The organism is Serratia sp. B501 (genome assembly GCF_051172315.1).
Classification (GTDB): Bacteria; Pseudomonadota; Gammaproteobacteria; order Enterobacterales; family Enterobacteriaceae; genus Serratia; species Serratia ureilytica.
The window spans coordinates 24,652-40,130 of sequence record NZ_JBPIZB010000011.1 but is presented as its reverse complement, the minus strand read 5'-3'; the positions used below and the strand labels follow the sequence as shown (position 1 = coordinate 40,130).

Annotated in this window: 16 protein-coding genes; 3 read left to right on the top strand and 13 right to left on the bottom strand. The window is 61.1% G+C overall.

All coding sequences use genetic code 11. The features are described 5' to 3' along the window. The first annotated feature begins 246 nt into the window (after positions 1-246). Complete coding sequence (gene fadE, locus ACSBQV_RS23125; protein WP_099785067.1) at positions 247-2,703, top strand: acyl-CoA dehydrogenase FadE; 2,457 nt, start codon at positions 247-249, stop codon at positions 2,701-2,703. 289 nt (positions 2,704-2,992) lie between these two features. Then, on the top strand, positions 2,993-3,145 hold the full coding sequence (locus ACSBQV_RS23120; protein ID WP_004930217.1) for a Hok/Gef family protein: 153 nt from the start codon (positions 2,993-2,995) through the stop codon (positions 3,143-3,145). Between the two features lie 73 nt (positions 3,146-3,218). Here ACSBQV_RS23120 and ACSBQV_RS23115 read toward each other — a convergent pair whose 3' ends face one another. From ACSBQV_RS23115 to mtnK, 10 genes are all read right to left on the bottom strand, one after another. Then, positions 3,219-4,262 (bottom strand): HoxN/HupN/NixA family nickel/cobalt transporter, encoded by a 1,044-nt coding sequence (locus tag ACSBQV_RS23115; RefSeq protein WP_099785070.1) that lies wholly within the window; start codon positions 4,260-4,262, stop codon positions 3,219-3,221. Between the two features lie 40 nt (positions 4,263-4,302). Beyond that, positions 4,303-5,280: an urea transporter gene (yut, locus tag ACSBQV_RS23110; RefSeq protein ID WP_099785072.1), complete on the bottom strand. Its 978-nt coding sequence runs from the start codon at positions 5,278-5,280 to the stop codon at positions 4,303-4,305. A 19-nt stretch (positions 5,281-5,299) separates the two neighbouring features. Further along, positions 5,300-6,247 carry an urease accessory protein UreD gene (locus ACSBQV_RS23105; RefSeq protein WP_033651014.1) on the bottom strand — a complete coding sequence of 316 codons (948 nt, stop codon included), beginning with the start codon at positions 6,245-6,247 and terminating at the stop codon, positions 5,300-5,302. Continuing rightward, a complete protein-coding gene (gene ureG, locus ACSBQV_RS23100) occupies positions 6,244-6,879 on the bottom strand; it encodes an urease accessory protein UreG (protein ID WP_033651013.1) in 636 nt (211 codons plus the stop codon). The genes ACSBQV_RS23105 and ureG overlap by 4 nt, the downstream gene beginning before the upstream one ends. A 19-nt stretch (positions 6,880-6,898) precedes the next feature. Then, complete coding sequence (locus ACSBQV_RS23095) at positions 6,899-7,585, bottom strand: urease accessory protein UreF (protein ID WP_099785074.1); 687 nt, start codon at positions 7,583-7,585, stop codon at positions 6,899-6,901. After that, positions 7,582-8,178, bottom strand: coding sequence for an urease accessory protein UreE (ureE, locus tag ACSBQV_RS23090; RefSeq protein WP_099785076.1), 597 nt, complete (start codon positions 8,176-8,178; stop codon positions 7,582-7,584). The genes ACSBQV_RS23095 and ureE overlap by 4 nt, the downstream gene beginning before the upstream one ends. A gap of 12 nt (positions 8,179-8,190) precedes the next feature. Next, positions 8,191-9,906 carry an urease subunit alpha gene (locus ACSBQV_RS23085; protein ID WP_042783732.1) on the bottom strand — a complete coding sequence of 572 codons (1,716 nt, stop codon included), beginning with the start codon at positions 9,904-9,906 and terminating at the stop codon, positions 8,191-8,193. A 3-nt stretch (positions 9,907-9,909) separates the two neighbouring features. Beyond that, entirely contained in the window at positions 9,910-10,356 is a 447-nt protein-coding gene (locus ACSBQV_RS23080) for an urease subunit beta (protein ID WP_033641965.1), read from the bottom strand. Positions 10,357-10,411: 55 nt separating this feature from the next. After that, entirely contained in the window at positions 10,412-10,714 is a 303-nt protein-coding gene (locus ACSBQV_RS23075; RefSeq protein ID WP_025160087.1) for an urease subunit gamma, read from the bottom strand. Positions 10,715-11,224: 510 nt separating this feature from the next. Then, on the bottom strand, positions 11,225-12,424 hold the full coding sequence (mtnK, locus tag ACSBQV_RS23070; RefSeq protein WP_099785078.1) for an S-methyl-5-thioribose kinase: 1,200 nt from the start codon (positions 12,422-12,424) through the stop codon (positions 11,225-11,227). A 146-nt stretch (positions 12,425-12,570) separates the two neighbouring features. On the opposite strand from mtnK, the gene mtnA reads away from it, so the two are divergent. Then, positions 12,571-13,599 carry an S-methyl-5-thioribose-1-phosphate isomerase gene (gene mtnA / locus ACSBQV_RS23065; RefSeq protein ID WP_099785080.1) on the top strand — a complete coding sequence of 343 codons (1,029 nt, stop codon included), beginning with the start codon at positions 12,571-12,573 and terminating at the stop codon, positions 13,597-13,599. Positions 13,600-13,616: 17 nt separating this feature from the next. Here mtnA and ACSBQV_RS23060 read toward each other — a convergent pair whose 3' ends face one another. Genes ACSBQV_RS23060 through ACSBQV_RS23050 form a run of 3 tightly spaced genes read right to left on the bottom strand, consistent with a single transcriptional unit; the run spans position 13,617 to position 15,456 of the window. Further along, entirely contained in the window at positions 13,617-14,159 is a 543-nt protein-coding gene (locus ACSBQV_RS23060) for a 1,2-dihydroxy-3-keto-5-methylthiopentene dioxygenase (protein ID WP_015376726.1), read from the bottom strand. After that, the gene (gene mtnC / locus ACSBQV_RS23055; protein ID WP_099785082.1) at positions 14,156-14,845 is read right to left on the bottom strand and encodes an acireductone synthase; all 690 of its coding nucleotides are present in this window, start codon (positions 14,843-14,845) and stop codon (positions 14,156-14,158) included. Before mtnC ends, ACSBQV_RS23060 begins: the two co-directional genes overlap by 4 nt. Beyond that, the gene (locus tag ACSBQV_RS23050; RefSeq protein WP_033651006.1) at positions 14,842-15,456 is read right to left on the bottom strand and encodes a methylthioribulose 1-phosphate dehydratase; all 615 of its coding nucleotides are present in this window, start codon (positions 15,454-15,456) and stop codon (positions 14,842-14,844) included. The genes mtnC and ACSBQV_RS23050 overlap by 4 nt, the downstream gene beginning before the upstream one ends. Positions 15,457-15,479 lie beyond the last annotated feature (23 nt).

Here is a 15,479-nt window from a genome sequence, read left to right as displayed (position 1 = left end):
GAGGAACCTCTTGTTATCGTCAAATCTTCCGCTCCGCAGTGTACCGGATCGCGGAAACAGCGAGAAGCATTCTCAGCCAAACAGCGCGCCGGTTAAGGAAGCGGAGAGGTTTTTGATGATTGGTGCTGTCAGTTTGTGACCTGAGTTGTAATTAAACTGTAAACGCATTGATAAAAATTCTGCCTTGTACTAAAACCTATTACATACACACAACAGGTCAGACCTCTTACTACTTCGGAGCTTCTTATGATGGTTCTTAGTATTGTCGTTTTACTGGCTCTCCTCGGCGTGGTGTTCTACCACCGAGTGAACCTTATCCTCAGCAGCCTGATCCTGGTGGCGTACACCGCCGCCATGGGCACGATCGGCCTGTGGAGCTTCTGGCTGTTGCTGCCGCTGGCGATCGTGCTGCTGCCGCTGAACCTTTCCTCTGTGCGTCGCTCTCTGCTCTCCGCGCCGGCGCTGCGCGCCTTCCGCAAGGTGATGCCGCCGATGTCCACCACCGAGAAGGAAGCGATCGACGCGGGCACCACCTGGTGGGAAGGCGATCTGTTCCGCGGCGCGCCGGACTGGAACAAGCTGCACAGCTACCCGAAACCGCGCCTGACGGAAGAAGAGCAAGCGTTTATCGACGGCCCGGTGGAAGAAGCCTGCCGCATGGCCAACGACTTCCAGATCACCCACGAACTGGCCGATCTGCCGCCTGAACTCTGGGCGTACCTGAAAGAACACCGTTTCTTCGCGATGATCATCAAGAAAGAGTACGGCGGTCTGGAATTCTCACCTTACGCTCAGGCGATGGTGCTGCAAAAACTGGCCGGCGTTTCCGGCATCCTGGCGATCACCGTCGGCGTGCCGAACTCCCTCGGCCCGGGCGAACTGCTGCAGCATTACGGTACCGAAGAACAGAAAAACCACTACCTGCCGGGCCTGGCACGCGGCGACGAGATCCCTTGCTTCGCGCTGACCAGCCCGGAAGCGGGTTCAGATGCCGGCGCGATCCCGGACGTGGGCACCGTGTGCATGGGCGAATGGCAAGGCAAGCAGGTGCTGGGCATGCGCCTGACCTGGAACAAGCGCTACATCACGCTGGCGCCGGTCGCCACCGTACTGGGTTTGGCATTCAAACTGCATGACCCGAACCGCCTGCTGAGCGACAACGAATCCCCGGGCATCACCTGTGCGCTGATCCCGACCAGCACGCCGGGCGTGGAAATCGGCAACCGCCACTTCCCGCTGAACGTGCCGTTCCAGAACGGCCCGACCCGCGGCACCGACGTGTTCGTGCCGATCGATTACATCATCGGCGGCCCGAAAATGGCCGGCCAGGGCTGGCGCATGCTGGTTGAATGCCTGTCGGTCGGTCGCGGCATCACCCTGCCGTCCAACTCCACCGGCAGCCTGAAATCCATCGCCCTGGCGACCGGCGCCTACGCGCACATTCGCCGTCAGTTCAAGATCTCCATCGGTAAAATGGAAGGGATCGAAGAGCCGTTGGCGCGCATCGCCGGCAACACCTATGTGATGGACGCCGCCGCTTCGCTGATCACCTATGCGCTGGTGCAGGGCGAGAAACCGGCCGTGCTGTCGGCCATCGTCAAATACCACTGTACGCACCGCGGCCAGCAGTCGATCGTTGACGCCATGGACATCGCCGGCGGTAAAGGCATTATGCTGGGCGAATCCAACTTCCTGGCTCGCGCTTATCAGGGCGCACCGATCGCCATCACGGTGGAAGGCGCGAACATCCTGACCCGCACCATGATGATCTTCGGTCAGGGCGCGATCCGCTGCCATCCTTATGTGCTGGATGAAATGGCGGCGGCGCAGAACAACGATCTGAACGCCTTCGATAAATCGCTGTTCGGCCACCTGGGCCACGTCGGCAGCAACAAGGTACGCAGCTTCTGGCTGGGCCTGACCAACGGCCGCACCAGCGCCACGCCGACCAAGGACGCGACCCGTCGTTACTATCAGCAGTTGAACCGCCTGAGCGCCAACCTGGCGTTGCTGTCGGACGTTTCCATGGGCGTGCTGGGCGGCAGCCTGAAGCGCCGCGAGCGCATCTCCGCTCGCCTGGGGGATATCCTCAGCCAGATGTACCTGGCTTCCGCCGTGCTGAAACGCTTTGACGACGAAGGCCGTCAGAAAGAAGATCTGCCGCTGGTGCATTGGGGCGTGCAAGACAGCCTGCATAAAGCCGAACAGGCGCTGGATGATCTGCTGCGCAACTTCCCGAACCGCTTTATCGCCGGCGCGCTGCGCTTCGTGGTCTTCCCGTTCGGCCGCGTGCATACCGCACCGTCCGATCGCCTGGATCATCAGCTGGCCAAGATCCTGCAGGTGCCTTCCGCCACCCGCAGCCGTCTGGGGCGCGGCCAGTACCTGACGCCGAGCGAGCATAACCCAATCGGCCTGCTGGAAGCGGCGCTGGCCGACGTGATGGCCGCCGAGCCGATTCACGAACGCCTGTGCAAGGCAGCCGGCAAAAACCTGCCGTTCACCCGTCTGGATCGTTTGGCGGAGCGCGCGCTGGAAGAAGGCAAGATCAGCGCCGACGAAGCGAAGATCCTGGTAAAAGCCGAAGAGAGCCGTCTGCGCTCCATCAACGTGGACGACTTTGCGCCGGATGCGCTGGCGGCCGCCAAGCCGGAAAAGCCGGCGGCGCAGTCTAAGCGCCAACAGCAGACCGAAGCGGCTTAATGCCAATTCCTACTCCACGCATCCAAGGGGCGATCATCATCGCCCCTTTTTCTTTTCTTGCATGACAAACTGCGCACCGCGCCGCAGGTTGGCGCAACGGCGGATTTCACGGGAAGGAAGTTCGGGTAGACTGCGCAGCGGGTGCTCTGGATCTTTCTGTCCGGAGCCTTGGCAAAGGAGAGAAAGAGAAAGGCCCCGAGTCGATATTATCAACCCGAGGCCACTCTGATGCCTAGCAACATCAGGTTAGCCTCTTACCCGCCGCAAGGCAAGGATAGGGAGGTCAAAAATGCAGCAAAAACGGGTCGTGCTTAAGCTGGTGATCGTCTGTATGACGCTGATCGCGTTCATCTGGCTAACCCGCGGCTCGCTGTGCGAACTGCGCATCAGGTTGGGAGACTCGGAGGTTGCGGCCACTTTGGCTTACGAATCCGAACGGTAAGGCAACCCAACGGCGGGGTTCGCCCCGCCCGTTGGCGGATGGTGTCAGGCAGGATCCACGAGCACCCGCCTTTTCAGCCGCTGACCGTCAGCTTGTCATAACCGCGCAGGCGGTAATTCACCACCGACACCAGCCAGCAGAAAATGAACACGGCGATCACCCAATAGCCCATCTCCCCCAGATGATCGTTGAGCCGCGCGACGGCGTCCCACAGCGGGCCGGACAGCGCCAGCTTGTCGGCGATAAGTCCGAGCGCTTCGATGCCGCCGATAAACACCGCGATGATCACCGACGCCGCCGTGATGGTCATGTTGTAGTACAGTTTGCGGATCGGTTTGGAGAACGCCCAGCCGTAAGCGCCAATCATCACGAAGTTGTCGATGGAGTCGATCAGCGCCATGCCGGCGGCGAACAGCGCCGGGAACAGCATGATGCTCCACAGGTTCATGCCGTGGCCGGCGCCGGCAGCCGAAATCCCCAACAACCCGACCTCGGTGGCGGTGTCGAAGCCCAGGCCAAACAAGAAGCCCACCAGGTACATGTGCCAGCTCTGATTCACCAGCCTGAACAGCGGGCGGAAGCAGCGCGCCAGCGCACCGCCGCCGCTCATCAACAGATCCAGCGATTGATGCGCAGGCAGCTCGCCCACCTTCACCTGCCGGAAAGCGCGCCACACGGAGATCAGCACCAGCAGGTTGATAAAGGCCACCGTCAGCAGAAACAGCGCGGACACCAGCGTGCCGATCAAACCGCCGGTTTCGTGAAACCAGCCCATCTGTCGGCTGAACATCATCGCCGTGGCGGCAATGGCGGCCGAGGCCAGCACCACGATGGTCGAGTGGCCGAGCGAGAAGAAGGTGCCGACCGCCACCGGCGTTTTGCCCTGTTGCATCAGCTTGCGGGTCACGTTGTCGATCGCGGCGATGTGATCGGCATCCACCGCATGGCGCAGACCAAAACTGTAGGCCAGCAATGCGGTGCCCATCAGCGCCGCATTGTCTTTGAACACCGCCAGCGCCAGCAGCCAGACAACGACGTTGACCGCCACCAGCCCCAGCAACAGGGATACCGCCCGCCGCCGGGCCGCGCCATGCAATCCTTCGGAAACTCCCGCCATACCCACACTCCTGTTTTATCGTTATGTTCAAATCAATGGATTAGCGCCGCGCCGCGATCACCGCCGGATTGGCGCTCAAAAACAGCCAGGACGCGATCACGAACGGCATGGTCAGCGACGGCATGCCCAGCGGAGCCAGCAGGGTATTGAACGCTCCCTGAACCAGCACCGTGAAAATCACGCCGAGCAGCGTATAGATCAGCACCCGCCGGCCGGGCGGGTTGAAGACGGATCCCAGCGCCACCGCCGTCAGCACTGCGCTGAAGGCGTACAGCCCGGCGAAAACCGCCTGCGGATCGGCGCCGATCGCCAGCGATGTGGCCACCGCCAGCATCGCGCCGAAAAAACCCAGCGCCATCGCGCGCGGCGACGAAACCGCCAGCCCGAGCAACAGCAGCACGCCGCCGCTCACGCTGCTGCACAAAAAGACCTGGGAGACGCCGTGCAACGCGCCGCTCAACACCTCCGCCAGGTCGGGATGCGGGTTGAACACCGCGCCGTCGGCCGGGATGGCCGCCGGCGGCAACCGCACATGCCGCAGATGGCTGAACGGGTAGCTGGCCAGCAGCACCGTCCAGGTGGTCAGCACGAAAGGCGCGGTCAGCGCCGCGATCTTCCAGGTACGCAGCAGCCGATTGAGGCCGACGGTGACGATCACCGAGATCACGCTGCTGAAGATCACGCCGATCCACAGCCAAACAGAGGGCAGCAAAAAGGTCGGCAGCGCGGCGCCGACCAGGCAGCCGTTGTAGCCATAGAGACCGGTGCGCAACGCTGCGCGATCGTCCACCAACCACGCCGCGCTGAGCGTCGCCGCCGCCGTGCCCAGCAGGCAGCCGAAGGCCACCTGCGGCAGCCCCTCTTCCCAGGCGCCCACGAAAATGGCGATAAAAAACAATAATCCGGTCAACGGGTTATTTTGAAACATCACCTGCGAACAGCCGCGCAGCACCGCATCCGTCACCGCCGCTATTCGGCTGCGGGCGCACAACGCCGCCCAACTCCACTTTGTCGTCATGACCGCTTCCCGCTGCAGACTAGCGCCAGATAAAAGGCTCGGGCAGCGTCACGCCCAGGATTTCCTCCCGGGCGACGCGCCAGAAAGCGCGAATCGCCGCCTTCACCTGGCGCGCCTCTTTGCCCAAAGCCTTAAAGATCAGCCCGCACTCATTGGGCAACCGGCTGACTCCGCTGGCGATCCCCTCAGCCTCGTCATAGCGGGGCGCGATGCGATCGAGGATCCGCTGATGATGCTCGGGCGGCGTCAGCAGGATCACATTGCCGAACACATCGAACGGCCCCATCACGCCGACCCCGTTCAGCGGGTGTTTATGCGGTTCCAGCACATAGCGCTCGACAAACAGCGTGTTGCCCTCGGGGCGACAGGCGCTAATGCGCGAAGAGTAAACGTCGAATCTGAAACCGCGATCCGCCTGATGGTGTTTGCGTCCCGACATCAGGATCTCGCCATAGAGCAGCGTCGCCGTGGGGTGCAGCGTAATGCGGGTATCGGTAATGAAGCGCGAGCCGCAGTGAGGGATCACCGGATCGGGCATCATCTCCAGATAGCTGCCCTCTTCGAGCGTCAGCGTCTGCATCTGCGCCGCGTAGTTATTTTCCATGGCGTGGATCTTGGTCGCCGATTGAGTGGTGACATGCCCGCAGGCCCGGGGGGCGACCTGCACCTCGAGCGTCAGGCGATCGCCCTGCAAGATGCAGCCCGAGGTGGAGATGACGAATACGCACGGCATCTGCGGCAGCGCCTCGTCCCAATACAGCGCCCGCTGCACCAGAAACGGCACGCGCCGCTCCATTTGCCGCAGCACGCTGCGATGCCCGTTCAGCGCGAACCCCAGCCGCAGATAGCCGGTTTTGCCCACGCCGCCGCTGGCCATCTGCGGCGGTTCGTCCTGGTAGGCGGCCAACTCCGGCGCGTCGGCGCCGAGTTGCGCCACGCGCCTCGCCGCTTCGCTGACGGCCGTCATAACGCCGCCGACGGCGCGTGGGTGAACAGGAAATCACGCATGATCATGTCCACCAGTTCGTCGATGCCTTCGCCGGTTTTGCAGTTGGTGAGGATATAAGGCCGCTCGCCGCGCACCACGCGCGTATCGTGTTCCATCACCGCCAGGCTGGCGCCGACGTACGGCGCCAAATCGATTTTGTTGATCACCAGGATGTCGGCCTGAACCAGGCCCGGGCCATTTTTGCGCGGGATCTTTTCCCCTTCGGCGACGTCGATAACGTAGATGTAAAAGTCCGCCAGCGCCGGGCTGAAGGTCAACGTCAGGTTATCGCCGCCGCTCTCGATCATCACCACGTCGCTGTCCGGGAAACGGGCCTCCATCTCCTCCACCGCGGCGATATTCATGCTCGGATCCTCGCGCACCGCGGTATGCGGGCAGGCGCCGGTTTCCACGCCCAGAATTTTCTCCTCGTCGAGGATCCCCTTGAGCGTGCGCTTGACCTGTTTGGCGTCTTCGGTAGTGACGATGTCGTTGGTGATGATTAACGGGCTGATGCCCCGTTCGATCAGACGCGGCGTAATGACTTCGATAATCGCGGTCTTGCCCGAGCCTACCGGGCCGCCGATGCCAATGCGGGTAATTTTCTTCACTCTGCTCGTTCCTTTGTCATTAGTTGCTGAACAGTCGGGTAAATGCGCCGACGTGCAGCGCGGCCAGGACGTCGATCACCGGCGCGTAAGAGGCCATTTGTTCAACGCCGCCGCGTTCGGCTTCGTCACAAAAAACGTCGATGTCCCGGTTGAGTTGAAACAGGATGCGTTGGGTGTCGATATGGGTGACGCGCATCAGGCGCATGGCGGCGCTGAGAATGGTCATCGCCACGCCGTACTGGTGCATCACCGCCACCTCGCGCGGCCCCGCGCCCAGCGCCGTCATCACTACCGCCTGCGTCACCGGATAGGTGCCGGCGGCGCGGCCGGTTTTGATCTGCTCAAGCCACCAGACCACCTGGGGCTCATCACAGATGGCCGCCGTCATTTCCGCCAGCTTCTTTCCCATCCTCACCACCATGCTGCGGCCTTCTTCATTTAGCTTGCGGTTGAACAGCGCCCAGTCGTGCCCGATAACCGCCTCGCGATCGCTCCCCTGCAGCGACCGGCAGGCCGCCGCGACCGCCCGGCCGTCGCCGCCCGCCGCCTGTTGCAAAGCGGTGCGGGTGAACGATTTCAGCGTGTCGACATCGCGCACGATGCCGGCCTGGATCGCCGACTCGACGCCGTTGGAAAAGGCAAACGCCCCCACCGGCAGCACCGAATCGGCAAACTGCAGGATGCGAATCAGCTGAACGGCGTTCATTTCAGCGTAATCACATGCTGGCCGAGAAACGAGCTATCGACATGCACATGGGTGGCGGAATCCTCCGCGCCGCCGAACAGCAGGCGCGCTTCGGGCTGGGTCAAATGCGGCAAAATGGTTTCGCCCTTTACGAACGAATAAGGCAGCGCATGAAAGCCGTGGGTTTTCATCACCGAATCCATCACCTTGGTCGCCACCGTCAGCGGAATAAAGATGCGATCGCCCTTGATGACTGACTTCCAGTGCTGATTGCCCAGCGCATGCCCCAATTCGAACGCGGTCTTCAGCACCGTCGCCATATCGGTCGCCAGCAGCGACTCAAGATGGATTACCATCACATCGCGCAGGTTCATCTGCACCACCACCGCGCTGCGGTTCGCTTCGTCCCAGAGCAACACGTCGCCGTCGGCCAGCACCTGGTGACGATCGAGGGAAATGCCGAGATCCTGACCATCGCGGGTGGTTTTGCGACAGCGGCTTTTCTGCGCCTCCCACTGCGAGAGCACCAGCACGTCCAGCGAGGCGTGTTGCAAACGCTCACGCCAGTCGGCATCCCGTTTGATATTGCCGAGTATCTTTTCAATCACGATCATGAGCGGCGGTTCCTAGCTGAAGAAGTAGCGTTGATTAAGCACGGCGGTGGCGATCGGTTTCACCGTGGCGTGTTCGCCGTTGACCTTGACGGCGAAGGTTTCGGGGTCCACCTCGATATGCGGCGTTTCCGCATTGCGCACCATGTCCTGCTTGGAGATCGCGCGGCAGTTATGCACTGCCATCACCTGCCGCTCCAGCCCCAGTTTCTCTTTGATGCCGTCGTGCAACGCCGCGCCGGAGACGAAGGTGACGCAGGTTTCCTGCAGCGATTTGCCCATGGCGCCGAACATCGGTCGGTAGAACGTGGGCTGCGGCGTCGGCAACGACGCGTTGGGATCGCCCATCACCGCCCAGTTAATCATCCCGCCCTTGATCACCAGCTTCGGCTTGGCGCCGAAGAAGCGCGGCTCCCACAGCACCAGATCGGCCATCTTGCCGACCTCGACCGAACCCAGCACGTGGCTGATGCCCTGCGCGATCGCCGGGTTGATGGTGATCTTCGCCACGTAGCGCAGCACGCGGAAGTTATCGTGTTCCGCCGCATCTTCCGGCAGCTTGCCGCGTGCGGCTTTCATCGCGTGCGCCGTCTGCATCACCCGCAGCCAGTTTTCGCCAACCCGCCCCATCGCCTGGGAGTCGCTGGAAAACATCGACAGCACGCCCATGTCGTGCAGCACGTTTTCCGCGGCGATGGTTTCCGGCCGCACCCGGCTTTCAGAAAACGCCACGTCGGCCGGCACATTGGGGTTGAGGTTGTGGCACACCATGATCATGTCGAACAGTTCGGCCTGACTGTTGATGCCGAACGGCAGCGTGGGGTTGGTGGAGCTCGGCAAGACGTTCATCTGCGCGGCGACCTTGATGATATCCGGCGAGTGCCCGCCGCCGGCGCCTTCGGTGTGGAAGGTGTGGATAGTGCGCCCTTCGAAGGCGTCGATGGTGTCCTCGACGTAGCCGCCCTCGTTCAGGCTGTCGGTATGCACCGCCACCTGAATATCCATGTCGTCGGCCACCCGCAGCGCGTGGCGCAGCGCGGAGTTGGTGGCGCCCCAGTCCTCATGCACCTTCAGCCCGGCCACGCCGGCGGCGATTTGTTCGACCAGCGGCGCAGCGTGCGAAGCGTGCCCCTTGCCGAGCATTCCCACGTTGACCGGCATGTTCTCGAAGGCGCGCAGCATGCGGTGGATATGCCAGGGCCCGGCGGTCACCGTGGTGCCGTTGGAACCGTCGGTCGGCCCGACGCCGCCGCCGAAGAAGGTCGTCACGCCGTTGGAGAGCGCATGTGCGGCCTGCTGCGGCGAAATGAAATGAATGTGCGTATCGATGCCGGCGGCGGTCAGGATCAGGTGTTCGCCCGAGATGGCGTCGGTGCTGACCCCCACCACCATGCCGGGCGTGACGCCGTTCATCATCGCCGGGTTGCCGCTTTTGCCAATGCCGGCGATCAGGCCGTTTTTAATGCCGACGTCCGCCTTGATCACCCCTTGCCGGGCGTCCAGAATGGTCACATTGGTAATGACCAGATCCAACACATTGTCGCTGGTTAATCGGTTATCGGCGCCCATGCCGTCGCGCAGCGACTTACCGCCGCCGTAGACCGATTCCTCACCGTAACCGCGCAGATCTTTTTCTATTTCAATAAACAGTTGCGTATCGCCCAAGCGAATTTTATCGCCGGTGGTCGGGCCGAACAGCCCGGCATATTCCTGCCTGGAGATCGTTGGCATGCTTTATTCCTCGTCCGTCTTAATGGGCGCCTGATCGCGGTTTTTATAACCCAGCTCAATAGCTCGCTTTACATCTATAGTTTTCTTTACTCTTTCACCGGCGGCTACCGGGCTGTCGCCCGCCCAACCGTCCACCAGATTATTAAAACCATAAACCGTTTGCTTGCCGCCGATGGCAATAAGCGCCACCTCGATTTCATCGCCGGGTTCAAAACGGATCGCCGTCGTGGCGGTGATATTTAACCGTTTGCCAAAGGCGGCGGCGCGATCGAACTGCAGCGCTTTGTTGGCTTCGAAGAAATGAAAGTGTGAGCCGACCTGAATAGGCCTGTCGCCGGTATTGCGCACCGTTAAAATAACCGTCTCGCGATCTTCATTGAAGGTGATGGGACTTTCGGACAGGATATAGCCGCCTGGCGGCACGTGCTTTTCTTTGTCATGCTTTTTCATCGGAATACCTGTGCTGATAAGATTCGTCCATGGGATTCAGGAAGGCCATCGGCGCTTATTGAATAGGATCGTGCACCGTCACCAGGCGGCTGCCGTCGCTGAATATCGCCTCGACCTGCACATGCGGGATCAAGTCCGCCACGCCGTCCATGACGTCATCGCGGCTCAAAACCTGCCGCGTGTCGTTCATGACTTCTTCCAGCGTTTTTCCCTCGCGGGCGCCCTCCAGCGCCGCGGTGGTAATAATGGCCACCGCCTCGGGATAATTAAGCTTTATCCCTCTGGATTTTCGTTTTAATGCGACGTCAGCCAGGGTATAGACCATCAGCTTTTCGATTTCTCTTGGCGTTAATTGCATGGAGCACTCCGATCTCGATAGAAATAATCAGACAAAGTGAGGCCAAAGGTTACTTATAGTTAATAACCTTGCGTTATTTATTTACGGTTGTCCGACACTCGAATAATCTAGGGGGTAATATTGAGATAATCAACCCACTGCTTTATTCAAACCCGAGCATGAGCTATCCCATTTCCTAAAAAAGTAACGGCGACGTGATAGTTTTTATCGATAAAAAATCTTTTTTCATCTTCCCACTTCCACAATAAAACGATCAAAAAAAGAACGGATGGCATTTTTTTATTTTAATTACCGTCATGAAAGCCAGATAAATAAGCACTATCCTTATGGATGGCATTAATATTGAAGACATGTAACCAACGGTCATAAAATATAATTAAATTTACAAATAAGACGCGAGTGAAAATACCTTTTTAGTTAAAAACAATTTATCTATTCTGTTACTGATGCCAATAAGTTATTAAAAAAAACCCGGCCGCAGCCGGGTTTGCCTCATTACTGTCGGGCTCTTCAGCCTTGCTGACGAATGCGCGCCAACAGCGCGTCGATATGCTCGATCTGCGGCGCATTGACGATCAGCGTGCGCCCCAAACCCAGCGCATGACGCTGACAGTCGAGGCGCATGTCGGCGTCGGCGATGCTGTCCAGATCGGCGACGTGCGCCAGGCCGATAGTGCGCCGAATCAGCTCGGTGCCGCAGTACCCTACCGCATCAATCCAGACCTGCTGCAGGAACTGCTCGGCGTAACCCGGCGTCGCCAGCGCCGCATCGCGGCTTTGCTGATGGCACAGCGCCAGGAAACGATCGGCAAAGATCAGCCACAGCTCGCGCACATCCTGCAGACGCTGCTCGCGCCCGGCGGCGGCGTCGCGCGGCCCGAACAGCCCAGGCTGGCCGCAATAGTTGAGCAGCAGATTGCCTAACGCAGTGCCGACATCGAAACCGATCGGGCCGTAGAAACCGAATTCAGCGTCGATCGCTTTCAATCGCCCTTCCGCCACGAAAATTGAACCGCTGTGGATATCCCCGTGCAACAACGCCTCCGCCTTGCTGAGAAAGCGGTGTTTCAGGCCGGCGACCGCCAGCTTCAGCGGCGCATCCTCACGCAGCGCCTGCACCTGCGGCAACAGCGCCGCCTCGAACTGATTGCGCTCATGGTCGATATAGGGATCGGTAAAGAACAGATCTTCGGTGATCTGGCACAGCTCGGGGTTGGTGAAGCGGCTGACTTCCGCTTTTTTCTGCTGCGCCGACTGATAAAAATCGGAGGTGTGGAACAGCGTCTGCGCCAGGTATTCCGCCAGCTGACCGGCCGCCAGCGGATGATAGTTCCCCTGCACCAGTTCGCTGCGCCAGATGCGATGGTCGGAGAGATCTTCTTGCACCATCACCGCCAACTCGGGATCGTGGTGCAGGACTTTTACCGTATGTCGCGGGCAGAAACCGCCGTGGATCAACAGCGTTTCCGCTTCGATGCGCGCCCGATCCAGCGTCAGCGGCCAGGATTCGCCCACGCAGCGCACGTACGGCAACGCCTGTTTGACGATCACCCGGCTCACGCCTTCGCGATCGCGGATCTTGAACACCAGGTTCAGGTTGCCGTCGCCGATCTCGTCGGCGCTGACCAGCGCCTGCGGCTCGGCCACCTGCCCGTATTGGCGGGCGTATTCAACGGCATCGGCAGCCGTAAACGTACGATAAAGCGACATTCCCCAACCCCTCTGTTCTCTCTCGCTGCCCCCAGCGATTCTGTTTATTTAGACGTAAAAGCATTTGGACGTCTATACATCTGGAAGTCATGTTGGCAGAATAGCGTTTCAGATGCAATAACCTCGCAACAAGGAATTAACCGCCGATGCAAGCGCTTAACACCACCAGTTTGTCCCTGCGGGACAACCGTCTTTGGATCCTCGATCAGCAAGCCCTGCCGCAGGAAAAGCGGTGGCGCGCCTGCGACAGCGTGGAGGAGTTGGTCGGGCACATTCACAGCCTGCGGGTGCGCGGCGCGCCGCTGATCGGGCTGTCCGCCAGCCTGCTGTTGGCGCTGCTGGCGGAACGCGGTGTGCCGCGCGCCGAGCTGGAACAAGCGCTGCACACGCTGCGCGCCGCCCGTCCGACGGCGGTTAACCTGATGAACAATCTGGATCGCATGAAGCTGGCGCTGGCGGAGCCTGACTGGGCGCCGGCGATGGTGAACGAAGCGCTGCGGCTGGTGGAGGAAGATCGCCGGCTGTGCGATCGCATCGCCGATCACGGCGCTGGGCTGGTCAAGCCCGGCAGCCGCCTGCTGACCCACTGCAATACCGGCGGGTTGGCCACCGCTGGCGTCGGCACCGCCATCGGCGTGCTGCTGCGCGCCCACCAGCAGGGAAAAGTGCGACAGGTATGGGTCGATGAAACCCGGCCGCTGCTGCAGGGCGGCCGTCTGACCGCCTGGGAACTGGGCGAGCTGGGCATTCCCTATCGTCTGATCTGCGATTCGATGGCCGCCAGCCTGATGGCGCAGGGCCAGGTCGATGCGGTGTGGGTCGGCGCGGATCGCATCGCCGCCAACGGCGACGTCGCCAACAAGATTGGCACCTACAGCCTGGCGGTGCTGGCGCACTACCATGGCATTCCATTCTATGTGGCTGCCCCGCATACCACCCACGATCCGCACTGTCCGGACGGCGCCGCCATCCCGATCGAGCAACGCGCGGCGGCCGAAGTCACCGGCGTTTCAGGCAGTTTCGGCGCCTGCCAGTGGGCGCCGGCCGATGCGCCGGTCTGCAATCCGGCGTTCGACGTCACGCCGGCCAAGCTTATCAGCGGGTGGGTGTTCGATAGCGGCGTGATCACGCCGCAGCAGGTTGAAGCGGGGATTTTCCAGCGGGCGCTGGGTTAACGCCCGCCGGTTGACGATCAGTCCAGACGCGGATAGGCATCGGCGATCTTGTCGCCGGTGAAATGCGCCACCCAGCCTTCCGGGTTGTCAAATACCCGGATCGCGGTAAAGTGCGGCGCCGAGCCCATATCGAACCAGTGACGGGTGTTGGCCGGCACCGAGATCAGATCGTTCTTTTCGCACAGGATCTGGAAGATCTTGCCGTCCAGATGCAGGCAAAACAGCCCCGCCCCTTCAACGAAAAAGCGCACTTCATCCTCGCCGTGCGTGTGTTCGGACAGGAATTTTTCGCGCAGCGCCTGACGCTGCTCGTGGTCCGGCCGCATGCTGATCACGTCCCAACTCTGGTAGCCCTTTTCCGCCACCAGCCGGTCGATCTCATGCTGGTAGGCGGCGATCACCGCCTCCGGCTGCGGGTTGTCGCCCAACTCGCGATCCGCCTGCCAACGCTCAAAGCGCACGCCGATCTGCGCCAGCTGGCGCTGGATTTCCTGCGCGTCGCGGCTCTGCCACAGCGGCTGCTGCGGTGCTGTATCACTGAAAATGGTCAATCCACTCATGAGACAAACTCCCCTAAATCGATGTGATCAAAACGGCTGACCTGCGGATGCCGGCTCTGTGCGTCCGCCTCATCGCGGATCAGCTGGCAGGTATGCCAGCCGGCGGCCTGCGCGGCGTCCAGCTCCTGGTGAATATCGGACAGGAACAGCAGTTCGTCGGGCGCGATGCCAATAGCCTGCGCGATGTTGCGGTACGACGCGGTTTCACGCTTGGCGCCGACGCGGGTGTCGAAATAGCCGCTGAACAGCGGCTGCAGATCGCCGGCGTCGCTGTGGCCGAACAGCAGCTTCTGCGCCTCCACCGAACCGGAGGAATAAACGTAAAGCTTCACCCCCTGGCGCTGCCAGGCAGCCAACTGCCCGGCGACCTCCGGATAAAGATGTCCGCGGAAGTCGCCCTCGCGATAGCCGCTGCGCCAGATGATGCCCTGCAGCGCCTTGAGCGCGGTGGATTTGCGATCTTCATCCATAAAGCGATACAGCGCGGCGATCAGCGCATCGAGATCCGCCTGCGGCTGGTCAATTTCAGCGCGCAGCGCCGCCAACGGCGCGGCGACTTCGCTCTCCGTGGCGTGACGGCGAACAAAATCCGCCAGCCGCTCGCGGGCATAGGGAAACAGCACCTGATGCACGAAGCGAATATCGCTGGTGGTGCCTTCAATATCGGTCACGATAGCGCGGATCATTTCGCCTCCAGCAAGCGACGTTGCAGTTCACACTGGAACAGGAATTCCAGCCCTTCGAGATGGCGGCGGGCTTCCGCCACCTGGCTTCCCCAGCAATAGAGACCGTGGCCGCGCACCAGAAAACCGTACTGCAGCGGCGTGACCTCGGCATAGGCCGCCACGCGCGACGCCAGCCGGGGAATGTCCTGATCGTTATCGAAAATGGGGATCGCCACGCTGTCCAAGTGGCTGCGCTGACCGGCGAGCGACTTTTGCATTTCGTACCCCTGCAGCACCAACGCATCGCCGCGTTCCACCCGCGACAACACGGTGGCGTTGACGGAATGGGTATGCAACACCGCGCCAAGGTGCGGGTACAAGCGATAGAGCAGCGTATGCAGCCCGGTTTCCGCCGACGGCGTACGGCCGCTCGGCACGTGATTGTCAGCGATATCCACCCGCAGAAAATCGGCGGCGCTCAGGCTGCCTTTGTCTTTGCCGGACTCGGTGACCAGGCACTGGCGTTCGTCGAGGCGCAGCGACATGTTGCCGCCGGTCGCCGGACACCAGCCTTTGTCACCAATCCAGTGGCAGGCCGCCAGTAATGCGTTAAGTTGCGGATTCTCCGTCATTGTTATCGTTTCCCGTTCGGTAT